Origin of the sequence: Cellvibrio fibrivorans, from assembly GCF_031457055.1 — a bacterium.
Lineage (GTDB): Bacteria > Pseudomonadota > Gammaproteobacteria > Pseudomonadales > Cellvibrionaceae > Cellvibrio > Cellvibrio fibrivorans.
Window position 1 is genome coordinate 1,092,261 of the sequence record NZ_JAVDVX010000001.1, and the last position, 24,034, is coordinate 1,116,294.

At 49.3% G+C, this 24,034-nt stretch carries 21 protein-coding genes; 3 read left to right on the forward strand and 18 right to left on the reverse strand.

From position 1 onward, the window contains the following. Positions 1–3: 3 nt before the first annotated feature. The 14 genes from J2X05_RS04615 to J2X05_RS21145 form a co-directional block, all read right to left on the reverse strand. The gene (locus tag J2X05_RS04615) at positions 4–3,780 is read right to left on the reverse strand and encodes a baseplate J/gp47 family protein (protein WP_310069254.1); all 3,777 of its coding nucleotides are present in this window, start codon (positions 3,778–3,780) and stop codon (positions 4–6) included. A gap of 45 nt (positions 3,781–3,825) precedes the next feature. Further along, on the reverse strand, positions 3,826–4,233 hold the full coding sequence (locus tag J2X05_RS04620; protein ID WP_310069257.1) for a gp25 family contractile injection system sheath assembly initiator: 408 nt from the start codon (positions 4,231–4,233) through the stop codon (positions 3,826–3,828). An 8-nt stretch (positions 4,234–4,241) separates the two neighbouring features. Next, entirely contained in the window at positions 4,242–4,532 is a 291-nt protein-coding gene (locus tag J2X05_RS04625) for a PAAR domain-containing contractile injection system baseplate protein (protein ID WP_310069259.1), read from the reverse strand. A 63-nt stretch (positions 4,533–4,595) separates the two neighbouring features. Further along, positions 4,596–6,386 carry a type VI secretion system tip protein VgrG gene (gene vgrG / locus J2X05_RS04630; RefSeq protein ID WP_310069262.1) on the reverse strand — a complete coding sequence of 597 codons (1,791 nt, stop codon included), beginning with the start codon at positions 6,384–6,386 and terminating at the stop codon, positions 4,596–4,598. A gap of 3 nt (positions 6,387–6,389) precedes the next feature. After that, a complete protein-coding gene (locus J2X05_RS04635) occupies positions 6,390–7,067 on the reverse strand; it encodes a CIS tube protein (RefSeq protein ID WP_310069268.1) in 678 nt (225 codons plus the stop codon). A 3-nt stretch (positions 7,068–7,070) separates the two neighbouring features. Further along, positions 7,071–7,238 carry a DUF5908 family protein gene (locus tag J2X05_RS04640; protein WP_310069271.1) on the reverse strand — a complete coding sequence of 56 codons (168 nt, stop codon included), beginning with the start codon at positions 7,236–7,238 and terminating at the stop codon, positions 7,071–7,073. Positions 7,239–7,301: 63 nt separating this feature from the next. Continuing rightward, on the reverse strand, positions 7,302–7,778 hold the full coding sequence (locus J2X05_RS04645; RefSeq protein WP_310069274.1) for a phage tail protein: 477 nt from the start codon (positions 7,776–7,778) through the stop codon (positions 7,302–7,304). 22 nt (positions 7,779–7,800) lie between these two features. Beyond that, a complete protein-coding gene (locus tag J2X05_RS04650; protein WP_310069275.1) occupies positions 7,801–8,259 on the reverse strand; it encodes a phage tail protein in 459 nt (152 codons plus the stop codon). Positions 8,260–8,398: 139 nt separating this feature from the next. Next, positions 8,399–10,045, reverse strand: a complete 1,647-nt coding sequence (locus J2X05_RS04655) for a contractile injection system sheath protein (protein WP_310069278.1) — start codon at positions 10,043–10,045, stop codon at positions 8,399–8,401. 17 nt (positions 10,046–10,062) lie between these two features. Next, on the reverse strand, positions 10,063–10,875 hold the full coding sequence (locus J2X05_RS04660; RefSeq protein WP_310069281.1) for a contractile injection system cap adaptor: 813 nt from the start codon (positions 10,873–10,875) through the stop codon (positions 10,063–10,065). A gap of 15 nt (positions 10,876–10,890) precedes the next feature. Beyond that, on the reverse strand, positions 10,891–11,451 hold the full coding sequence (locus J2X05_RS04665) for a contractile injection system cap protein (RefSeq protein ID WP_310069283.1): 561 nt from the start codon (positions 11,449–11,451) through the stop codon (positions 10,891–10,893). 192 nt (positions 11,452–11,643) lie between these two features. Further along, positions 11,644–12,594: a CDF family Co(II)/Ni(II) efflux transporter DmeF gene (dmeF, locus tag J2X05_RS04670; RefSeq protein ID WP_310069285.1), complete on the reverse strand. Its 951-nt coding sequence runs from the start codon at positions 12,592–12,594 to the stop codon at positions 11,644–11,646. Positions 12,595–12,694: 100 nt separating this feature from the next. Further along, a complete protein-coding gene (locus tag J2X05_RS04675; protein WP_310069459.1) occupies positions 12,695–12,955 on the reverse strand; it encodes a tyrosine-type recombinase/integrase in 261 nt (86 codons plus the stop codon). 236 nt (positions 12,956–13,191) lie between these two features. Continuing rightward, the gene (locus J2X05_RS21145; RefSeq protein ID WP_374725252.1) at positions 13,192–13,335 is read right to left on the reverse strand and encodes a tyrosine-type recombinase/integrase; all 144 of its coding nucleotides are present in this window, start codon (positions 13,333–13,335) and stop codon (positions 13,192–13,194) included. A gap of 339 nt (positions 13,336–13,674) precedes the next feature. Here J2X05_RS21145 and J2X05_RS04680 point away from each other — a divergent pair, with 339 nt between their 5' ends. The 3 genes from J2X05_RS04680 (at position 13,675) to J2X05_RS04690 (ending at position 15,163) form a co-directional block, all read left to right on the forward strand. Next, positions 13,675–14,169 carry a hypothetical protein gene (locus tag J2X05_RS04680; RefSeq protein WP_310069287.1) on the forward strand — a complete coding sequence of 165 codons (495 nt, stop codon included), beginning with the start codon at positions 13,675–13,677 and terminating at the stop codon, positions 14,167–14,169. A gap of 122 nt (positions 14,170–14,291) precedes the next feature. Next, positions 14,292–14,621, forward strand: a complete 330-nt coding sequence (locus J2X05_RS04685; RefSeq protein WP_310069291.1) for a DUF2489 domain-containing protein — start codon at positions 14,292–14,294, stop codon at positions 14,619–14,621. A 98-nt stretch (positions 14,622–14,719) separates the two neighbouring features. After that, on the forward strand, positions 14,720–15,163 hold the full coding sequence (locus J2X05_RS04690) for a DUF3291 domain-containing protein (RefSeq protein WP_310069294.1): 444 nt from the start codon (positions 14,720–14,722) through the stop codon (positions 15,161–15,163). Between the two features lie 296 nt (positions 15,164–15,459). Here the strand turns inward: J2X05_RS04690 and J2X05_RS04695 are convergent, their stop codons facing one another. The 4 genes from J2X05_RS04695 to rph all read right to left on the reverse strand — a co-directional run bounded on the left by J2X05_RS04695 (position 15,460) and on the right by rph (position 24,003). Next, positions 15,460–22,167, reverse strand: a complete 6,708-nt coding sequence (locus J2X05_RS04695) for an outer membrane protein assembly factor BamB family protein (RefSeq protein ID WP_310069298.1) — start codon at positions 22,165–22,167, stop codon at positions 15,460–15,462. 211 nt (positions 22,168–22,378) lie between these two features. Further along, positions 22,379–22,855 carry a phosphate-starvation-inducible PsiE family protein gene (locus J2X05_RS04700; RefSeq protein WP_310069301.1) on the reverse strand — a complete coding sequence of 159 codons (477 nt, stop codon included), beginning with the start codon at positions 22,853–22,855 and terminating at the stop codon, positions 22,379–22,381. A gap of 46 nt (positions 22,856–22,901) precedes the next feature. Then, on the reverse strand, positions 22,902–23,285 hold the full coding sequence (locus tag J2X05_RS04705; protein WP_310069304.1) for a diacylglycerol kinase: 384 nt from the start codon (positions 23,283–23,285) through the stop codon (positions 22,902–22,904). Continuing rightward, positions 23,275–24,003 carry a ribonuclease PH gene (gene rph, locus J2X05_RS04710; RefSeq protein WP_310069308.1) on the reverse strand — a complete coding sequence of 243 codons (729 nt, stop codon included), beginning with the start codon at positions 24,001–24,003 and terminating at the stop codon, positions 23,275–23,277. The genes J2X05_RS04705 and rph overlap by 11 nt, the downstream gene beginning before the upstream one ends. Between the last annotated feature and the right edge of the window lie 31 nt (positions 24,004–24,034).

The following is a 24,034-nucleotide window of genomic DNA, read 5'->3' on the forward strand; positions in this document are numbered from 1 at the left end:
GGCCTATTCGGGAATAATGAAAGTACTACCCACTTCCAGCTCGTCCACACCGGTGCGCTGGGCGCGGATCTGGAGCGGTTGGTCAAGGGCTTGGATGTAATGATGCTGTAGCGGTACAGCGGTACTCCAGGCGTAAGTCGGATGCAGGGTTTGCAAGTGATGCGTGTCGCTGCTGGCAGTATCGTCCAAAATAAAAAAACCATCGCCCTGCGGCGCAATGCGCAAGAGCGAAAAATCGGTAACGTGTTCGATGTAATCCAGATTATGAATAAAGGATTTTATTTCCTGCTCACTGATGCTCCACCCAAAATGCACAGCATTGCCCTGCGCCTGCCAGGGCGAAAGATAATCACACAGCGCCTGATTTAATAAATTATGGTGACGGCCAGTGTGCAAGCCTTTTTTTAATTGCACCGCGCAGCGCACCTGGATTTCTTCATAAACCGGATTTTCCACCGCTACCTGCACACGTGCAGGTGTAAGTGGCTGAATAAATTCTTTGATGGCCAGCATCAAATGGCCGTCAAAACAGGGTTTGTAATCCGATGCATTGTTGGTCGGGTGATGGGGAATGGGAATGATCAACAAATGCCCGGGGCAAATGGGGTTGTGGTGATTACTGCGCAGGTTCGCAAAACATTTCACTTTATAAATATGCGGAAATTTTTCCAAGATCAACATTTCGTAATCAAGCGGTGTTAGCGCCCGATTTTTATGGCGCAAGCGTTCACTGATACGCGTGCGCAAGTGCGCTTGATTTTCAGCGGGTACTCCACCAAAGGAGCGGGTAATTTGGCTGACGCCGGTAATTCCCGCAATAGTCTGGCGCGTGCGTTTGATAGTATCGGGTGGTAATTGCATGGGTTGTTCACTGGCGGGGTGAGTGCCGGAAACCCAGGAGGCTTGCACCGCTTGCGCATACACACTGTAGATATCGCTGAAATGAGTGAGGGCTTTGTTGGCACTGATTTTTAACCAATACAAATTGCCCGGCATGATCGTATTGGCCGTCGTCATTTTTTCCGGCATCGTCAGTGTGACAATACCGGAGGTCATAAAACCTTCGGTACTATCGCCGAGGATGTAACGTGGATTCAGCGGGCGCCATTGGTTGTCACTCAGGTAAGACCAGCTCACCAAGGCAGCGGGTGTGAGTGCGCGCTGTTTATATTCGCTTTGTGCTTGTACAAGTAATTCTTCATCGAGCGGTAGTGAATTATCTTGTAAATGAAAAAATAAACTCAATTGTTGGATATCGCTCGCAGCGACCCCGAGGTAGAGCGTGCCGTTGTCGGGATACTGGGGCAACAAATACAAACGCGGGTGGCGCAGTGGTGATATGGCTTCCCATCCCAAAGGATGCAAGTGAAAAAATTGATCTTTGTAGAAAGGATCGTCATCGCGCCCGGTATCGGCCAATGTCAGTGTAGATACTGCAGAATAATTTAGCCGTAGCGAGCTGATCTCCGGGGTGTAGGGTGCATTGGGAATGGGCTTGGCAAAACGGGGATGTTTTACGCGTGCATTGTGTGTCAATACATCGGCCAGTAAATTGGGGTACTCGCGGTGTCCAAATGCACCGAGCGGCCCTTGCAAGGTGAATTTAAATAATCCAGCGCGCGTGAGCGGCGAATAACTAAATGGTCGCTTGGCTTGTTGTTGGTCTTGTGCTTTGTAAAAAGGAATTGCGGCGGCGGCCGACAATTTTTTATGTGCACTGACTTGCGGGGAACCGTTTTTTAATCCGCAATCAAACAGTGGTTGGTAGCGGCCGGAGTCATTTGCTGCGGGTTGCCAGCGGCCATCTACCAGCACACTAACACTGGCAACAAATTGTTGATTATCTTTTGCCAGGGTATAACCGCGATACCAGCTGTTAAAGCCGCCAGCGCTCGTGGGTAAACTGTTCCATTCAATATCCACATCGAGATCGAGCAATTGTTTGGTGCGCGTTTCTTCGTGGCCCACAATAAAATAAGAGCCTATATCAGGAAGTGGACCAAAGGGGGCGAAGGGCGCGAGCGGCGATAACTGGCCGATGTTATTGTGCAACAGCACATCGTGGCAACCTTTGACATCTACCTGGATACGCACTTCGCGCAGTACTAAACGCCGGAGGATGTCATAGGGATACTGCAAATAATTTTCTTTGAGTGTGAAACGCAATACGGGTAGCGAGCTGGTGAGTGAATCGCCATGCACCGCGCTGTTGTAAGCAGTAATGGCCGGGCAGCCTTCGGGTAAATAAAAACCCAGGCGCAGGCAATTGGATTTGACGCTGTTGTCGGTGTCGCAGTAGGCCGGTTTGTATTCGCTGATGTCCAACCAACCATCTATGGTGGTTAAGGATAATTGGAATAATTTGCTGAAATAGGCAAAAAATTTGGCTTTATCATCGGCAATACTGTCTTTGATATTGGGTAAGTGACGCAGAATTTTCTGTAGCTTGCTCCAGGGCTCACGTGCCACTTCTTCAAAGGCCAAATCGACGCAAATATAGCGCTGGCCTTCGCGCAGCAAAAGTACATTGCTGGCGATGGCAAAGCCGAGGCGTGCACTGGTGGCCGCGTCACTCGCGCGGCCATCGCTGGTAGTGCGTTGGCGACCGGCGCCAAAAAAGGGTTGGGCAATTATTTTATCGCGCAGTTTTTTATCGGCATTGGGTTGTATCGCCAAGGCATTCAGCCAGCACCCATCCGCGAGTGTAACACTGGTACGCGGGCTGGGATTTTGTTTTAAATTAAAAGTGGTGCGCGGAAAAAATAAACTGTATAGCTGCTGTACCTGGGCGTCGTTGACAATCGCATCTTCAATGGAGGCGTACACAATATCGCGGCTATTGTTATCCAAACCGGCAAAAAATTCTGTGCCCTTGGGTAAGTGAATTTCCCGCTCTTTGGCGCCCGGTTGAAATACCAGATAAACATGGTCCGGTTGGATCGGTCGTGTTTTGGCTTGCAGCACCTGGGTAAAATAAAAATCGATAAAATCCAGTGTAAAATGATTCAGCCGCGTTTGTAGTTTTTGGTAGAGCGTGACAAACGCAATACGCAGCGCTAGCGCGGGATCGTGATTTTTGCTGTGCATGGAATCGGGCAATAATTGCCGGGCGCTGGCTTGCACCATATCAGCTGCTTTTAGCAGCGATGCATAAAGTGAGTGGATATTGAGTGCAACCGGAGTTTTGATTGGTGCAGCAATTTCATCAGGCTGGCCCCCCGCAGTAATCAGCGTCATAAATTGCTCTGAAAATTGCTGCGTTTGTTTAACCCGGTCGGGCATAAACCCATGAACTCGATAGAGTTCTTTGGCTAAACCCAGTACTACACTTTCGATCAATCCATAAAGACTTTCGCCCGCACTGCTTTGCGGGTGCTTCAATAAATTTAACCAGCGATCTAAAAGCCGTGCTAGCCCAACTACTGATGCGGGATTGTGGGTTTCTCCCAAAGCCCATTCTTCATTGTCGATTTCCTGTTGCAAACGTAGATTAAATTGGGTTTCCAAACTATCGATATTGAGCGCGAGTATTTGTGCCATCACTACAATTTCGTCGCGTGCAAACAATAGTTGCTCTATATCGCCGGGTAAAAATTCCACGCCGGGTAGTTGCACCAAGCGCGCATAGTCCTGCATTTGGGTGAGCAGTTGCTCGAATGACATTTCATCGACATTGAAATAATTTTTTTCCAGCGCCGGCAAAGCGCGGCGCTGCTGGCTCATGCCATCGCGCACATGCAATTGCGAGACAAGGCCGGGCGTGGCCTGCGTCTGGCTCATGGCGCTACCTGCCGGTGTGCAGATATGCATGAATAAATAAAACACTTAGCCTGCAAGATTACTGCCTTCATTAAAATAAAAGGGATATACCAGGTTGTAGCGGTTATTTGTCGCACGGACCCGGTAATACACATGGATTTGTACCTTGCCCTCGCGGTAGTCATCATCGCGCACGTCAATACGCTCGACGATAACGCGTGGCTCAAAAAATAAAATCGCTTTTTCAACCGTATCGCGCATAACAGCAAAACTGCTTTCGTTGAGTGTGTCAAACACATGGGCTTTCAAACCGCAGCCGTAGAGCGGTTGCATGACACGCTCGCCGGGTGTAGTCGATAACAAAATCAGCAGGCTTTCGTGAATGTCTTGTTCCGCTGCGACTGTCACCAACCCCTTACTAGTGAACTGCGGTGGAAAACTCCAGCCAGTGCCAAGAAACGATTTATTGCTCATGGTTTTCGTTATCCACCAATCATGACGGTGGGTAATCCCAGCACGATATTGCCACCGTGCGCAGTGGTGTCTCCCATGCGTGCGGCCGGTTTGCCGCCGATCATTACCGTGGCCGAACCCTTGACGATGGAATCGGGCGGGCCGACACAGACGCACATGTCCCCGACTACTGCCGCAGGTAATTTTCCAATCAACACAGTGGGAACACAGGGGCCGCTAATCGGCCCACCTACATGCGGGACCGGGCCAGTAAACATAGGGCAGGCGTGCATATCGGTAATTCGTGCTGCAGGTGGCATTTTTTTAATTTCCTTTTTATCGCTAAAACTGTTTGGTCGTTAATGTGTGGGTTTGTTAAATAACTAGTTAATCATCACCATCGCCCCTTTGATGGTGGTAGTACCCGATGCGGAAACTTCGGCCGTTGCGTTGCCTTTTGCGGTGAAACCGATATTGGCGGTGCTGGTGATATTTAATCCGGTTTGTTTGATATCCATTTGCGCCGTGGCCTCAATATTGCCCGTGGCATTCAGCACAATTTTTCCTTGCGCCTTAAGGGTAATATCTTTGGGGCTATCGAGTGTGATACCGGCGGAATCGAGTGTGACTTTGTTGCTGTTCTGGTCTTGCAACAAAATTGATTTGCCATCGTCGCTGATCACAATTTTGTTGGCACCCGGTGTAATGATGGTGATGATTTTTTTCTCTTCATCGAATTCCATTTTCATTTTGGTGCGTGTGACTATGGCCTTGGTATTATTTTCTGCCGCGAGTGTATAGGGCGGAGGATTTTTACTGCTGTAAAGGCTGCCCAAAATGACCGGATGCGATGGATCGTCGCTGAAAAAACCGAGTACCACTTCATCGCCAATTTCGGGAATAAAAAACGCACCAAAACTATTGGAGCTGTAAAAATTGGCGAGCCGCGCCCAGAAAGCATCCGTAGTAGCGCTCATTTCCGGAATCGATACTTGCACGCGGTGCTGACTTTCTGGATCGGCATCCAGTTTTTTTACGATACCAATGTGCAATCCACTGATGCCAGGGGTCAGACCTGCGGCTGCAGGTGCCATGGTGTCGGCCGTTTCGGTAAACCAGTTGGGCGACATGCCAAATTCTACCCGTGTCGTCCAGTTGCCATCGACAACGGAGTGATTGACGCTGCTGACAAAAATGTTGCCATTAAAGCGCGTCCCAACACCGGCGAGTTCAATCAGAGTTCCGGGTTTGGCTAACGCACTGCCTTGAAAACTGACATGGCCGCGAATGCGTGCGAGGCCGGATTTTAATTGTTGCGCTTTAGCCCAATTAGTGAGGAAACCCGATTCGAGCGGGACGCTGCTTTGCAAACGGAAATCACTCAAACCGATTACGCTGGCGAGTGTGGCAGAATCGATATCACCCTGGGTATTTAAACTGGCAGTGGCGGCGGTGCCTTGCTGCAGCGCATGATTGGCGAGATCCCAGCCATTGCTGGTGACAGTTTGGAATTGATGACGTGCATCCAGGTCAGCACTGAAATCGATGATGTCGATGCCATACGTGAGTGAAAGTACGGCGCTGCCGCTAACCTCGGGTGATTTTACAGTAACGGTGCCAGCGTCGAGCGTTACCAGCATGCCGTTGGCTTCGGCACGCGCGAGCATAAAGTCCCAATCGCTGCAGTAAAATTGCACCAGCTCTTTGTGTTGCACGGTGGTTGCGGTGACACTGGCGGTGAGCCCGGAATAGTTGCCAATGAGTTGCGACATAATATCGCTGTCTTTTTTGTCGATGTAGTTTGCGTTTTTACGCCCCACCGTCATCGCCAGTGCTTTGTCTTTGCATTCAATAATCAAACGTGCGGCATTGTTGCCATTGATTTTAATCGAGTGTTTGATAATGACGCCGCTGAAGACATCGGTCAGTGTTTGGTCATAACCCAACTGAATTTTTATTTCCGTGCCGGGTTTAAAGGTGGCTCCGGCACTCAGCGGAAAATCGGCATTGGGCATATCGCCATCATTGATCACCAGTGTGGCGGTTGAGATGCGGTTGATGCAGTGTTGAATTTCTATCGATACAACTTCAACAGTGGTTGCAATGGCGTTGCCGCTGCAGAGTACGTTAAAGCTGACTACACCATCGCTGCTTTTAAGAGGAGAATCGGCCATGAATTACACCAGCGGAGGAAAACGCAACAGCTGACCGGGTTGCAGCTGGCGAAAGTTATTGAGCTGGTTAAGTCGTGCAACGGCGAGATAATAAGAGCTGTCTTTGTAAATTTGGTAGCACAACATAGGCAAAGTATCACCTGCTTTAACTTCGACCAGATGGGTTAAGTCTGGCGATTCGAGGCTCGCTTCGCGAAAAACTTCTTCGGTGCTTTTGTACGCGGTAAATGTTAAATCCATTTTTGCGCGCAATGGTTCGCCGCTGGGTTTGAACAGCGTGTAATTGACTTTCAAGGCTTCCATACGCGCTTTGAATAGTAATGGCCCCCAGGAAACTTCTACCACGGGTGGTTCATGTTCTGAGCCGTTGTAGTCGTAGGCTACTTTGCGCAAGAGTGCAATCTGGGTGCGCACGCTGCCTGTTGTGCCTTCGACAACACCGGTGCCATCCAATACCAATTCTTTGAATTCAATTTTGTCCGGCTTGGATTTACTGTATTTTTTTTCGCTACCTGGCCCGAGCGCCTGATTTTCCGCATAAATAATCGATGAGCTATGGGTGTAGCCGGCCGGGTTGATCAGCGCTTCAAAAGCCGGGTCACCATTGACGGTGGCGATGCCGTCGTTGACATCGCAGGGCGAAATTTTTAATTTTATTTTGGTGCCGTTGGCGATGGTCATGATTTAACGCAACCCTTTATCGCTGAGCATTTCAAGTACTAAACGCCGGCATTCATTGATCACATCCTGTTTGATACTTGCACTCATAGCGTCGCGCTCTTCGGCGCTCTCGTCATCCGCATCATCCACGACATTGGATTTAATCAACAGTTGTTTAATTTCTATAGCCATGATGGGTTTATCGCAGAGTGATTGTTTAGCAAAGAAATTTTTACGTCAGTCGTCCAATAAAAATTACATCACGCGATTGGAATAGGTGTAACTGAACACAATTTTTTCGATTGCCACTTCATTTTTGGTGGAGTTAAAACCCTCCACTTCCCACTTAATAGGAAACGCATTAGCAAAGGTCCATCCGCGAATAGGTTCGGCATTTTCATTGAGCAAATACACGCTGATGGTGCGCGGTACTATGGCGGCGATAAAATCGCCCTCCATCACTTCTTTGCACCAAGCCACCAGCGGTGAGGATGCTGGTGCTATGCCGCGTTTTAATTCCAGATTGCTTTGCTTGATCGCCGTGGGCAATTTGTGCACAAACCGATTTTCGCCGCCTTCAGGTACCTCTTCAGTAGACATTTCAAACGAAATGCCAGAGACATCCTGAAATGATGAATCGACCCCTTCGCTGCCAGAGCCAAAAACCACTTTGAAATAAAACGCAGAAGGCGGGTATAAACCGCCTTCTGAGGTAGTTGCTGCAGCAGACATCGACTAGTGCCCGCCTAAACCATTAGCTGTTTGCAATGGTCAGGCCTTCGTGGACGATTTCAATACTTTCGATGGCTACTTCATTTCCTTCCGCTTTCAAGTCGGTGGAAGAAATTTTGGTTGGCCAAGCATTGGTGAGGGTCCACACCATAGTGGGAGCACTGCTCTCATCCAGCAAGCTGATGGTGACAGGAACACGTTTGATGGTGTTCAGTTTGATTTGGTTGAGCCAATCCCAGAACTTGTTATCACCTTTAAACACGCCTTTTTTCATGGTGACGTTGCCGAATTTTTTCATGCCCGGCATTTTGATCACAGAAAATTGTTTGCTGTCGCCCGCGCGATATTTAATTTCTTCCGATTGGATATCCAACCCGCTCACTTCCTGAAAGGACATGACATTCGAATCCCACTTCACTTCAAAGTGAAACTTGGGCAGTGGCCAAATATTGGCTGATTGTGTTGAGCCGTCTTCTGCCATAGTAATCTCTACCTTAATTTATCTATGGATGGAAAAATTTGCGAAGTCCTTATCTGCTATGCGCATTTAATCGCCCAGCAAATTGATGACAAAAACCCCGCGTTAATTTTTATATACCTGGTAAATGACCAACAGGTACTTAGGATTTTTGCATCTGCTGCTGGAAAGTAATCTCGATAAATTCTGCTGGACGGCTCAAGGCAACCAATACCGTCACGCGCAAAATACCTTCGAGAATATCTTCTGCGGTCATGGTTTCGCCCAAGCCAACATGCACACTGAAAGCATCTTCGGGGCTGGAACCAGCAAGACCACCGCGCTTCCATACACCAGTGAGGAAGTTACCGATCATGCTTTTGATGGTAACCCAGGTATTGGCCACGTTTGGCTCAAACACATAAGCCTTGCTTGCCAGTTTTACCGACTCTTCCAACATGATCATGGTGCGACGTACGTTTACATAGCGCCAATCGAGGCTGTTGCCGTCGAGGGTGCGCGCGCCCCACACCAAAGTGCCTTCGCCGATAAAGGTGCGGATTGCATTGACGGATTTACCCGCGGTATTCACGTTGAGGTCTTCCTGCTCCTCGTGATTGATATTCACTGTGGGTGAAGATACTGCGCTCAAGCTGACATTCGCTGGCGCTTTCCACACACCGCGAGTGTTATCCACCATGGTGTAGATACCGGCCATCGCCGCGCTCGGTGGTAACAAATTCAACTTGTGTTGCAGGCCAGCGAGAATTTTGTTGTACAGCGGGCAAACTGCGCTGAGGGTTTTGTGCAGTTCATTATTTTCTGCACTGCTTTTGCTGGGTGTATCGGGAAGTTTTTTGATCTCGGCGATAATGCTTTCCTGTTTTTTCAAGGAGGCAATAGTTTCGCGCACTTCTTGCGTCAGCAAATTCACTACGTCAGGCAAGCTGTCTTCGTGGATATTGCGGAATGACAATTCACTCACAGGAACAATCGAACTGTTCAGCCAAGGGTAATACACTGCGCTGAACGCCGGGAAGTTGGTGGCCATTTTATTGCGGAAATTATCGATACACTCGTTATCGCGGTTATCCTGGAAGCCGCCGTAGATATCGAGAATGGCAAAACGGTTTTTCATTTCATAACCGCAATGCGCCACCATGGTCTGCTGCAACTTATAACAATCTGCCGCTGCCAATGACACTGCATCAGGAATCACCAACATGGTTGGCTCTTGCTCTTTCTTCAGCAGTTGGATGCCTTCTGAAAGCTCACCTTCTTCAATACCTTTGCTGTAGTTTCCAACGGAAACAACATAGCAGGCACCACCGCCGTTTTGGAAAAACAGCATCATGCTGCGGTACAGCAAGTAGTAGGAACCTTCGAGTGAGAGAAAAAATTTGTCGTCTTTGCCGAGTGAAAAATCTTCATCGGCGCTGCTGAATGGATCGGGATTTTTATCCACTCCGGCGATAGCCGCAACGGCTGTGCGCGCATTATTGATCTCGGTAGCGATTTTCTTTTCATCGTCCGACGCACCGGGCGCAGCGGCGAAAACCGCCGGTGTTGGTGCCGCGCTACCCTTGCGGGCGATTTTAAAGGTGGCTGGCGGCGGGCCTCCGAAGTAGCTGATAAATTCAGCCATTGAGGAAATCCGCCAGGGTTTGTTGAGCAGGCTTTTACCTTTATTATCGGCAAAATCCGTGTAGCCAACAAACGCCGGAACGGCGGTAGCTACTTCAACAACGGAGTTGGGAAAAGCGTCTTTTTCAACAATATAGACGCCGGGAGTTTTATACGCGCCAGCCATATTTGTTCCTTTAAGTGCTATTGATTTACATAAATTTCTGCAACAAGGATTTGCTGCCCCCTGAGATCCCTACTCTTGCTGATCAAGTTAACTCCTGCGTTGGGTAAACGCTTGATCAGGATCTTGCCTGCGTTGCTTTTATCTTTTAACTGAAATCGCTGCTTTGGCGCACTGTTCATTGCAATCGGGATTTGCGAAATAAACGCCTTGCCATTTTTGGCGACAACTTCATCGCTAGGATCAAAAGCCACTGCCACTTGCGAGCTTAAATCATGGATGTCCAATTCCAATTTCGCAAGTTCACCGAAAAAATAGTATTTCCAGTAAATATCGCGCGTGTTGAATTTGATTGTGCGCGCGACGGGAGCTGCTTCAGCTTGGCGCACGGTTGCAAATTCAGCTCCGCTTAAATCTATATCCACACTGAGTAACGGCGTTCTATCGCCGGGTTTTGTTCGCACAAGTCGCGCGTCGTGGGATTCTGCCGGTTGTTCGTCCAGTAACACAAGACTGCTGTTATCTGCTGTAATATTTTTGCTGCTGTAATACAAGGGCAACTTTTTATTTTGGGTTTCCAACGTGTAGAAACTAAAATAGGGGTCTTGCGCAAATACCTCAAACCGCAGCAACGCTTCGCTATCGAATGCGACTGAACATTCCTGATCGGCAAAAATAGCAATGCCAGTATCTTCCGCTTTGACGGCTAATTGATATTGTTGCAACACCCGCCGGGTAGCTGGCGTAGTGGTAAATACCAAATTGGTGCAGCGGCCATCGGAAAAAAAAAGATGTTCAATCGCCAGGGTTAATATCGGTTTGAAATGTGCCATGGATGTTGACTCCCTTTAACCGCGCAGATCACCTTGCGGTTTGCTAACCAAGGGCAATTGTGCCACTACGTTATCAGGATTGATGGCTACCATGCGCACACGGTAATACACGGAGGGAAGGTACTTCCCGCCCAACAAACCCCAGAGATTACTTAAATCCTGAATGTTCAGGTTCTCGATATCCAATACGAGTTTATCGATGCGGGAGTCCAGATCCGGTGTTGAATGTTTATCAAACACCGGCTGCATCTGAAAAAAAGCGATGGCTTTGGAAATGAACTTGAGTGCTTCAGCATAGTTGCTGCCACTGAAATTCGCCGCCAGCATCACATACAAATTTAAATACACAGATCGACTGCCAACCAGGGCGCGGCCATCAAATCCGGTGGCACGGGCTGCGCCAGATTGCGGCACAGTATCTTTTTCAATATTGGTCAGCAGTAAAATTAATTTATTGTTGGTGTGCGGTGCAGCACTGCCATCACTTTCCACCAAACTGGATACCACGACAATATCTTCAGTGAGATTATTGGTGCGCTTGAGGTAGGCATTTAGCTGGGTCGCTAAATGATTCATGGCAGCCTGGATCAACCCACACCCCTGACAGATATTTTGTAATTTATGGTTTTGGGGATGTTAGCACAAAAAAAATTCACGTCTTGTTCTTTTTTTAATACAGACCAGATCACAAAACAGACAAGATGATTTTGGCGACAAATTTTATTTCAGCGTGTTACACCACATCAAAAAAATGAGTATTTATTGAGCTTAATTTTTAGCAATTTCAATAGTGATATGAACCAACTCTTCGTGCACTTGTACTTGTTGTTTAAAAAAATCAGCATCAACATCTGCCTGCGTTATTAACGACAATACACAGGCATATTGATTGCGTCCCACCCGCCATACATGCAGATCGCGAATTTCGGCAGGCACCGTCCCCGCTGCAATTACTGCGCGAATCTCTTCAACCACCGGGGCATCCATCTCGGCATCCAGCAACGCGCGGCCACTAGTGCGCAACAAACCCAGCGCCCACACCGCCACTAAAACACCACCGACAATGCCCATTACCGGATCAAGCCAGTCAGCGCCGAATAATTTTCCGCCGAACAGTGCAATGATCGCCAACATCGAGGTCGCTGCATCGGCCACCACATGCATATACGCCGCGCGTAAATTCAAATCTTCATGCGCGTGCGAATGTTCGTGGTGATGTGCATGGTCATCTTCATGGTGATGATCATGCTCGTGATGATGGTGATGACCATCCTTCAGCCACCAGGCGCACATTAAATTCACCAGCAAACCGACAATCGCCAAAGTGATTGCTTCGTTGTAATGAATTGCTACCGGTGTAATCAAACGCGCGGCGGATTGATAAAACATTGTCACTGCCACCAGCAATAATAAAATCGCACTGGTGTAACCGCCGAGCACTTCAATTTTCCACACTCCAAAACTAAAGCGGCCATCTTGCGCAAGCTTGCGTGCAATCACATAGGCAAACAGCGCTAAACCCAAGGCCACCACATGGGAGCTCATATGCCAGCCGTCGGCGAGCAAAGCCATGGAGTTGTAGTACCAACCGCCGATAATTTCGATCAACATCATCGCCGCGGTGAGCATTAACGCGCGCCGGGTATTTTTTTCCGCGAGCGGATTGGTTTGGGTGGGGATGGGATGATGGCAGGTTTTGAAATAGGCTTGGGTCGTCATGGGCATACCAACGTGTTGCGTGCAAAAAGTAATTGCATGATGCCATTAGCTTTCCGCTCTACACCAGCGGCATTATCAACGATCAATCACGATTTCTGTGCTAGGCATCTAGAGGGCCTTTGACCCGATCCCCGAGATCATCCAGCACATGCAAATAGATTTCGGTGGTTCGAATGTCAGTGTGGCCCATCAATGTTTGAATTTGCTTTAAATCATACTTGGCTTGTAATAGCCGAGTAGCGAAGGAGTGGCGAAACGTGTGACAGCTAGCCTGTTTATGGATACGGACTTTCTTTATTGCTTGCTTTACATGTAACTGGATTGTAGTTGGATATATATGTGCCTGCGAATTACGTTGGATCGCGGGTCTTTGCTTGGTTCATTGCTTGGGAATAAAAATTGCCAACCTAAGGAATGCCCTGCTGAAGGGTATTTTTTTTCAAGCATGTTAGGCATATATACGCCCGCAATGCCACTGGCCTTATCAGACTCAAGCAGGTTTTGAACCATGCCAATCTGCTTTTTTAAATCAGGAATGATACTTTTGGGAAGTAACGTTGTTCTGTCTTTAAATCCTTTCCCATCTCGAATAACAATCTAACCCATTGCGAAATCAACATCTTTAACGCGCAATCGCAAAGCCTCAGAAACCCGAAGGCCACCACCATACATTAGTTGAGCCAATAGCTTATGGGGCATCACCATAGACATATATATTTTCTGTTGAGTAACTTTTTCCATCCGTACGAATAAAGACACGGAATTGGTCTAAGAATTTAGTAGGTGATGGGGGTAAAGGAATGCGCACATCTTCCATAATTGCACCTGTTTGGATAACCAGTAATTGTTCAGTGTATCTACCCGAATTTGAATATGCAATTAATTGAGGTTGCCTGTGCTGTATAACTCCTTAATTAATTTGGAGTGATGATTAAGTTGTTGATTTGTAATGAGTTAAATCGATAGTAGGTTCGTCTACTTTGGGAATTATACGGCGGAACACCAAATTAGTTGGAATATCCTTCAGCGGGTTATATAGTCGGTGCAATTTAATAAACTGTTATATTAATAGGAGATGTCATGAATAAATTCAATTTGCTGTGTCTGGTTGGGCTAATGGTTGGTTGCGCAGCAGTTCCTGTGCCGCAAACTTCTGTTGAGTCATTAAAAGAAAAACATAAGTTATCTGAAAATTTCGTTGAGGTGAATAACTGTTTTATTTACGGATTACCATCATTTAATTCACAGGTTGCGGGTGTGTGCGGAATTACAAATAGCGAAATTGTAGTAATGGCTCAAGAGCAAGGGAAAGCTAAAAATGAACACATATCAAAATCTATAAAATTTAACGAAATACAGAAAATTGGATACAAAAGTAAAATTAGGCTGCATCAGTTTCAATTGGTATCAAAACAAGATTTAGTGGTTATCACAATGTCGCCAAATAAGCAGCTTGCTGATGGAGATCTTACAAAGAAATGGTATAGCTTTATTGTTAGCAAGGGAGTAAAAGAATTCACGCCAGAAATGTATCTTCAGCCTGCACAAACCTACTATCAAATACGCTATCAATAATATAACAAAACATTGCACCTGACGAATTGTAAGTAGCGCTTATGCAATATCGCTGCGCGAAGTTTATCGCAACGCGCTACTTACAATTCGCAGGTGAATGCAACGTTAAACAAATTATGAAAATGAGCCACGAAGAATACATCCAAAAGCAACGCAATCGCGCGGTGGCAGTTGCTCGTGGAATGCTTTACGGTTCAATTCATTACTTAGAGGGTGCCGTTGAATTGTCCTCGTTAAGGTTTGAAATTGGGCTTCCTGAAAATGACTCTGACTTTCTTGCTTTTACGGCGGTAGCTTCGGAAACTGACCATCTTCCGCTTGGAACAGCTCGGCAATATTGGTCTCAAGAAGCTCTTAAAAAACACGAGCTTAAAATAGAGCAATCTATTAACTGGGCAAAGGAGTTTTCTTTGACTAATTGTAAATCCATCATAGAAAGGTTCAGTGCTTAACAAGCGACTGTGTTAAAAAATCAATACCTGCGCCGCAAACCTTAACGTTATACAAATCTTTCCACAGCATTTAATATCAATTTAGGGAAAATCTAATTATGTCTCATTTTCACTTAGCTCAGCTCAATATTGCAAAAGCTAAAGATGAACTTACCTCTATTGTTATGAAGGGATTCGTTGATCGTTTGAATGAAATTAATGCGTTAGCAGATGATTCGCTTGGGTTTGTCTGGCGGTTACAAACTGAAGAAGGTGACGCTACGTCATTTAAAATATTTGATGACCCAAGTCTTATATTGAATATGAGCGTTTGGGAGAGTATTGAGTCTTTAAGAAATTACGTTTATAAGTCTGTTCATGTAGAATTAATTCGTGGCAAGAATGAATGGTTTCATAAAATGAATACACCTCATCAAGTTCTTTGGCATGTTCCTGTTGGGCATATACCTACTGTTAGAGAGGGTGAGGCAAGACTGCTCCATCTTGAGGAACACGGACCAACTGAACATGCATTTACTTTCGCCAAACCCTATATTAAGTAATTCCAAAAAAATGTATAACAAGCAACTGCGGTAAAAACAAAACCTGCTTCGCGAAGCACCTGCGGCTGTGTCTGATCTTGGGTGATCACAACAATACGGCGATGTATTATTTACAATAAGCAACCTATTTTTATGTTTGATTTATCACTGCTTTATTATTCCTACCGTTAAAACAAAAAAACCGATCCTTGTGGGATCGGTTTTTTATTTTTCAAAAAAATAAACTATTTATCTTTTATAAAAACCCTTGTTGGGGTTGCCCAGCGGGTCGGAACCCTAGGTCGCTTGGTGCGAGATTAGTCTACGCGGATATTATCGATCCAGGCGCTGTCTTCGCCGGAGATACCGCTGCCATCTTTGCGGTATACAAAGCGCAGTGTATGAACTCCGGCGGGAATGTTCACTTGATGGGTTTGCCAGCTTTCATTGGTGCGTATATCGAGCATTGCTACATCGTCCAGATACACGAGCAGATAATCGCAACAATATTCTGCTGACACTCGCGCATCGAAACTCAGTGTTGATGCAGTGTAAACGGCAGTCCACTCCACTTCGGCAGTTTGGTTCTCGCCGATCGCGCCCGCGCGTAAACTTTTGCTCCCCAGGGATGCTGCGCTGTTGACGACTGACCAACCCGCATCGGCTCCGCCGGATGGCTGTACCCAGCCACTACTTCCTGACTCAAAGGATTCAACAAAATTGCTCAGGGCGGCAGGTTTGCTGTTGGCGTCCATGGGGTCGGTGTGGTACTGGACTATCTCCAAATAGTCATTGATCAGGTCGTCATCGCTGTCTGCTTTGAGCGGGTTGCTCTGGTGATCGAGTAGTTCTTCGGCATCGCTTAGTCCGTCGCCATCGCTGTCCTGTTTATTGGGATCGGTAGCGTAGTCCTCCACTTCGTCACCATCGTTGAGCAGGTCGCCGTCGGTGTCGGGGTTGGCAGGGTTGGTATCGGCATTGAATTCTTCCAGTGCTGTCAGCCCATCACTATCAGTATCGCTGCTGGCATCGCTTGCGTTGTTAGCCGCAAGGCCATAGGCCTGTTCCCACCAATCGGGAATCTGGTCGCTATCGCTATCCGCTTGTGGGAAGCCGGCCATGTAGTTCGCGGTAATCGCGAGACTTTTCACCCGCTGCCAATCCGGGCTGTAATGCAACAGCGTGTTGTTTTGGATGTTGAGGAACAAATCACCGCGGCTATTGGTGCTCATAGAGTAGATAGTCTCGGGTAATTCGAGACGCGCCTCAACCAGGCGTTGTGCGTTATAGCGAAGGATCTCATTGTTGTCTGCGAACACCACCAAGCGGTCGAGCTGGTCAATCATGATTTGGGTTGCTCTGGCAACATGGATTTCACTTACCAATTCCAGCGTGACTGGGTCATATTTGTAAACTACGCCGGTGTAATTCGCATGGGCGTAAATAAATCCCTGGCTGTCGAGGGCGATTGAGTTATACGTGTGGGCGCCGAAATAATCCACTGCGCCGGTCAACAGGTCCACTCTGGCAATCTTATTGATGGGGTTAAATGGATCCACAGAGGCCAGGTAGACGACCGATCCGGTGGCGGCCAGCGCGTAATTACCGTAGGAGTAAATGCTATTGAATGCCTCCAGCCCATCAACATAACGCCAATCAAAGGTGGCCAGATTGAGCAGCCCTAAATGTGTTGGGTTGCTGCCAAATGCAACGACCAGATAGTCGTTGCCGATGGTTGCAATGCCCCGCAGGCTGCTATTGGTATCCGGCAGGCGCGCCAATAACTCGCGCTTCAGCGTGCCCTTGATATCGTAGAACTGGATATTGTTGTTACTGGTGCTGGCAAACTGTACACCCATCTCTGCGTTGGTTTTGGCGGCCGCTATCACAACATTGTCCAGATACACGGAGCAGTTGTAGCTATTGGTACGGATAGAGACCGTGTGTTGTCCCAGTGGTATCAGTGTCTTCAGTGTTGACCACTCACCGGTAGACTGCACCCGGGCTTGCAGAGAGCCGTCGATGTAAACCTCAACCCCGGTGCTGCCGCTACAGCCGTATCTGATGTCGAGCGAAAGGTCGCTGGCGGCAAAAAAGCCAGTGAACTGGATATTGGCAAAATTGCGCGCTTGCAGGGCCTTAGTGCCATGGCTGGCAACCCCCAGGCTGATACTCACATCTGTTGTTTCATTAGATAGGCTCCAACCGCTGGGCAGTTGGCTGTCTTCAAACGAAAACTGGCCGGGGCTGAAGAAGGCTGGCAGTGACAGGGCGTTATTCGGATTAGTCCCCTGGGCATATTCATAGTAGTTAGGTACGGTATCGCCATCGCTATCTATGTCCCGGTCAGCGGCGCTGCGCGGATTCAAGCTATTGGCCACTTCCCAGCCGTCGGGCATGCCGTCGTTATCTGAATCGCTTGCGAGAGGATCCGTATTATGGGTTCCTGTCTCGGCCAAATCAGACAACTGGTCGTTATCCGAGTCAGTGTCATCCGCGTAGGTCTTGCGGTTGAATTCCTGCAGGTTGGTCAAGCCGTCGCCGTCCTTGTCGAGATTGGTGTCGCTACTGCTGGCAGGATTGAGGTTGTAATGGCGCTCCCACCAGTCGGGCATAGTATCCCCGTCAGAATCCCCTTCCAGGTTAATTGCCGTCAGTGTGATGCTGCCCTGGATATAAAGGGCACCGTCGGCGCCTAATGCGAGTTGTCCGCCGGCATCGTAAGTCCAGAGCAATTCGCCATTAGTGGCAGAGAGCGCATAGGTTTTTGACTCGCTGCTGACAAAGACATGGCTGTACGTGACCAGAATATTGCTATTCAGGTATTGGTTGGTGGGCTGCCAGCTCCAGAGCAGCTCGCCGTTTAGTTCGCTGAGGCTTTGCAACTGGCCGTTATTGATGAAATAGACGCGCCCATTGCCCGCGACTGGATGCCCGGTAATCTGCCCGGTGAACTTACTCCAGGTCAGGCTGCGCTTGGCAATACTGTAGTTGACCAATAATTGGCCGGATGCAGCCGGCTCCTCCAACAACAAGTTGTTGCGGGTGCCCAATACCGGGTGTTCAGCGCTGGTGCCTTGGATATCGATCCTGAACGCCTCACTGCCAGTGGCGCGATCCAGGGCCACCAGGCTGCGGTTGCTCACCGCAAACACATAGGCATCATTGACCGCAATATCGCGCGTACTTTGCAGATTGGCGGTGCTCCAGAGGGTGGCGCCGCTAGCCAGGTCTTTGGCGACTATGCCGCTGCTATAGCCCAGACTGGTGTATGCGCGATTGCCGAACAGGCTGGGGGTGTAATCCGCCGAGTTGTAATTGCTGAAGCTAGCGCTGAACAGGGAAGCTCCTGAATCCGCCGCGAATGCTTGCAGGGCGTTAGGCGCATTAGTGCTGAGGATCACCTTCTCATCCATATAGGCTACCCCCGGGGCGCGGTTGTTATCCCCCAGATTTTGTTGCCACTGGCTGCTGCCGTCGATAGCGTTGAGCGATACCAGGTTTTTATCGCCATAAATCAGGAATGCGCTTTTGCTACCCGTGGCCATGGGTTTCAGGTATTGGTTGAAGCTTTTGCTCCAGCGCAGGTTGAAGTTGGCGGCGTTGACACTATAGGGCTGGAAGGCGTTGTGAGCTGCGTTACCCTGGCGTGGCACCCAATCCGTCGGTGTTGGTTTGCTGGCGGCGCTATTGGGCAGCGTGCCGGCGTAGATTTCATCGCGGTTGTTGAAGCCATCGCTATCGGCATCGGCAGCAGCGTCGTTGGCATTCGGGTTCAAGCCAAAGTCCAGTTCCAGGCTATCGTCCATACCATCGCTGTCGCTATCGCCCAGACGCGGGTTGGTTGCATGGGTGTTTACCTCGATGCTGTCGCTCAGCCCGTCGTTATCCGTGTCGCTATTTATGGGGCTGGTTTGATGGGTGTTAACCTCCAGTCCGTCGTTGAGACCGTCGCCGTCGGTATCGGCCAGCAGCGGGCTGGTTTTGGCCGTAAATTCATCGAGATTGGTCAGGCCGTCGGCATCTTCATCAGCATTGGCCTGCAGGTTGCCCCCGTAGCGGCGCTCCCACCACTGCAAAATGCCATCGGCATCGGTATCGCCCAGTGTGTCGATGGCGGTAAGCGCAAAACTATCCTGAATAAACAAAGTGCCATTATCATCCATCGCCAGATAACGGGCGGGTTTGTTAATCGACCAGCTCACCTGCTGGGTGCGCAGGTCGATGGCATAGGTAGTGGCGCTATCCGAGTAAAAGAGATGGTTGGCGGTCAGTACCGGATTGGATCCCTGCCAGCTATTGCTGACGGGCATTTCCCACAGCAAGCGGCCGGTTTGCTCGTCGAGCACACAGAGTTTCTGCTCGGTCAGGGCATAGACTTTGCCATTACCCAGCGCGAGTTTGGCGTTGTTGCAGCTGCTGTTGCTCCACTGATTGCTTCCATCGGTGAGGCTGATGCTGGCCATCTGGGTGCCGCTCAGTTGCATCAGGATATTGTCGCGGCTGCCGAGCATTGTGGTTTGCAAATAGTTATTAGCGGGCAGGCTGATGTTTCTGAGCAGGGTGCCGTCCTGTGCGGAGTAAACCACCAGGGTATTGCTGCTCAGCCCCACCAGATGTTTAGCCGATACCAGAGGGCGCCAGTCGGTAGCGAAAAAGCCGTTGCTTAAACCGCTGGTCCAGAGCAGATCGCCAGTATCCAGGTTGTAGGCCTTAAAGCTGCGGCTGGAATTGGCCAAATAGAGTGTATTGCCACGCACCAGTGGTTGGTTGACTGAGAGATACCCGGCCGAGCTAAGTTCTTTGTTAAGCAGGCTGGCGCCCGAGTTGGCATTAAATACCTGGAGGTTGGTACCGCTATTGGTGCTCTGGGACAAGAAAACCAGCTTGTCGCCGCTGCTAGCGGGTAGCGAGAGGCCATTATTGGTGATGGCGGTGGTCCCGGTTTCTTGCCCTGTGCCGGTATCCCACACTTGATATTGGTTGTTGATGCGCGCCACCAAACGCTGGCTGGTGGCGACAGGCGCAGTGGCCAGTGAAACCGAGCTGGTTTTACTCCAGCGCTCGCTGAATTTACTCTCGTCTAACAGCAGGGGAATGTAATTGTTGCCCATGCTGGTGCCGCCGGGCATGGACCAGTTTGTTATCTCGGGCTTTTGGTTGGCATCGCTGATACTGGTGTTGGCGCGCACTTCATGGAGGTTAGAGTAGCCATCGCCATCGCTGTCTTGCAGGGCGTCGGCACTGTCGGTTGGATTGAGTCCGGCCGCTACTTCTTCGCCATCGGTGAGGCCATCTTCATCCGAATCAGCCTTATCGGGGGCGCTTTTGTGGATTTTTACTTCAGCGCCATCGAGTAAGCCATCTGCATCGCTATCGGCAATCAACGGGGCGGTCTTGGCGATGACTTCTTCGCCATCGGTCAGGCCGTCGCTATCGGTATCCGCCAGATTGGGGTTAGTCATCAGCGCGAATTCCTGCAGGCCGGTCAAGCCGTCATTGTCGCTATCGCCGGTGGCATTGACGTTCTTTTTAAGGCGCTTTTCCCACCAGTCGGGCAGGCCGTCGCTATCTATGTCACCCTCCAGATCGAGCGTGACAATGCCCGTGCTGCCAAATACAACCAGTGCACCTTCCGCTGCCAGCAGCTTGCCTTTGACACCGTTGAGGGTCCACGCCAGAGCGCCGCTATCCACTTGATAAGCGTAGGTATTCTGGTCATCGCTGACAAACAACAGGTTGTTGGTGAGTACCAGGTTACTGGTAAAGGTAGCCGCGCCCGGGATGCTGGATACCAGACTGCCGTCGCTCAGTTTGCGCACTTCAATGGCGGTATTATTGACGATATAAAAATGCTCGCCCCTGATGACAGGATCGCCGCTAAATTCCGCTTTCATCTGCCAGACGCGGGTTTTACTGGCCAGATTAAACGCCACTACCCGGCCGGCATGGTTGGCAAGTACCAAGTCGCCCGCGACTACCGGCGCCAAGTTCATGCCTCCGCCCCAGTGTTGGGCATCCGGGTCGTCAATTTCAAACGCCACATTGCCTGAGGTTTTGTTGGCAACGGTCAATCGGGGTGAATAACCGCTGGTGTAGGCGATGGCATAGTCACCGCTGACAGCGGGTGTAAACTGGTCGGTTTGGTTAAGGGTTTGCCACCATTTTTGCGCGCCGGTTTTAGCGTCTATAGCGTACATACCACCATAGTAACCACCGCCGATATAGACAATATTGTCCACAACGGTCGGCGCATAGTGATTGCTCCACTGGTCTTCCAACTGGGTCTTGAATAACAAGCGACCATCAGCACTATTAAATGCCCAGAGAAACGCATCGGCATGGCCGCCGGTTTGCACATAGACAATCCCGTCGGCGTAAGCGGGCGGGTTGTACACACTAAAATTGTGTGTGCCCGCAATGGATTGGGTCCACAGGGTAGTCCCTGTGCGTGCATCCACAGCATAGAGTTGGCCGGCATTATTGAAGAAGATATAACCATCGCCAGCAGCGCCCTGGTTGAGGCTCGCCAATTCTATTGGCTTTTCCCAGCGCGTTTTGAAGTTGGCTGGGGCAAGGGTCACATCCACATACCCGTTGTGGTGACTGTTACCCTGATGCGTCGGCCAGGCTGGGATAGCCTGCCCCAGAGGATCGGGATCGGCATTGTCGCCCTTTCCGTCTTTATCGGTATCCACGGTTTCGCTGGCGTCACTCGGGAACGCATCTTTGTTGTCGCCAACGCCGTCCTTGTCAGTGTCTTTGGTTTCAGTCGCGTCATTAGGAAAGGCATCGCCATTGTCGCCCACCCCGTCTTTATCGGTGTCCAGCCACTCTTTAGGGTCACTGGGGAACGCATCGCGGGTATCGGCATAGCCGTCGCCGTCAGTGTCTACCGGTGGAGTGGGTTTAGATCCCCCGCCGCCGCCGCCGCCGCCGCCGCCGCCGCCGCCGCCACCGCCACAGGCGACCAGTGCAAGACTTAATAAGCTACTCAGGAAAATGCGCGAGAAACTTCCAGACATACAAAACCCCTTCCATAAGGAATCAACAAGCTGAGAAAACAAAGAATTTATTCGGGATACAAGAGGCAGAATGGTGATTAACCGCGGTGGCTGCCGGGTGCAAATGCTAGCACACCCGTTTCGGATGAGCATGCCGATCCGCGTGGGTATACGCACGGGCGCATGTTTTCACATCCATGCGCCCTGGATAAATACCAATACGATATTGACCTCACTCAGGTCGGTTCGACTCTTCCGCTATAATCCTGCTGGCCCTGCTTGGCAATATTACTATCAAATAATACGCAAGCCCCAGAGCAAGAATGACCGCCGCAGTCGCATAAATATAGGCAGCTTCCATTTCGTTAAAATCAAAAATAATCACTTTTCGCGCTGCTGCCATGAGTGCAGTGGCAAGAACAATTTCAACAGCTAAACGTGGATTGTGATCACCCTTGGTATAGAGAATCAAGTTGTGGTAAATCTCGATTGCAATCAATACGGCCATAAACGCACCAAAGGTTGCAAAGATATCTTTTATCTCAAGCAGCATTACTGGCGGTGCGATCAAACGGTGATAAAGCACATAAAGAATATCTGCCACACCCCAAATGATGACCAGCACCATGATGAAAGCTATGACCAGTGCGCAGTTATGAATGATGCGATCCATCACGTTTAACAGCTTTTGTTCATTCTGCTCTTTCATATCTGTGATCCTCCAACAGCACTCATTCTCTAAGACTGACGGGTTTTTAAAAGTGGTGCAGCAGCGCGTAAGCCTCACCAACCATAATCAATATCCACAGAAAAATGCTTATGCCGACGCCCGCCGCCGCAATATCCTTAATGATTCCTATCCGATGATTATTGCTAGCCTCGACAAAATCACAGAGGGCTTCGATTGCGGTATTAAATATCTCCGCGACCAACATCAATGCGGTAGCAATTAACACCGCCGCCACATCAATCCAATCACGAAACGCAATACAGGCTATCAACATAAACAAGGACAGCACCAGCTTATAGGCGACAGAGAAATCATTAACTACTGCGAATTTGAGCCCACGCAGAACTACACCAATCTTTCTCAGTGAATGAAAACCTGGCTGCCCGGTATTGAGAAACTTATTTCTCATTGCTGGCTAATGCTTTCTGCTGTAACTCATGCAATTGCGCAATCCCTTTTTTAGCCAGACTCAACATGGCCGCAAATTCCGCTTCGCTGAACGGCTCGGCTTCCGCTGTACCTTGAATTTCGATAATGCCACCGTCATCACCCAGCACTACGTTCATATCAGTGTCTGCTGCGGAGTCCTCAGGATAATCCAAGTCCAACACAGGAACGCCTTGATAGATACCGACTGAAATAGAAGCAATAGCACGTTTGATTGGTTCACCGGCGACTTTGCCAGTGGCTTTCAAATGGGCGACAGCATCGGCAAGTGCAACCCATGCACCGGTGATGGAGGCCGTGCGGGTGCCACCGTCGGCCTGAATAACGTCACAATCGATATGTATGGTGTTTTCACCGAGTGCGGTTAAATCGATGGCGGCGCGTAACGAGCGACCAATCAAGCGCTGGATTTCTACCGTGCGGCCCTGTTGTTTACCGCGCGCTGCTTCGCGATCCATACGCGTACCAGTAGAGCGTGGCAACATGCCGTACTCGGCGGTGAGCCAACCTTGCCCTTGACCACGTAAGAAAGGTGGAACTGAATTGACCACGCTCGCGGTGCAGATCACTTTGGTGTCGCCAAACTCCACTAGAACCGAGCCTTCGGCGTGTTTGGTATAGCGGCGGGTGATGCGAATGGGGCGTAATTGGTCGGGTGTGCGGCCACTAGGACGTTGCATAAAAGGAATCCTTACTACTTGAAATGGATCT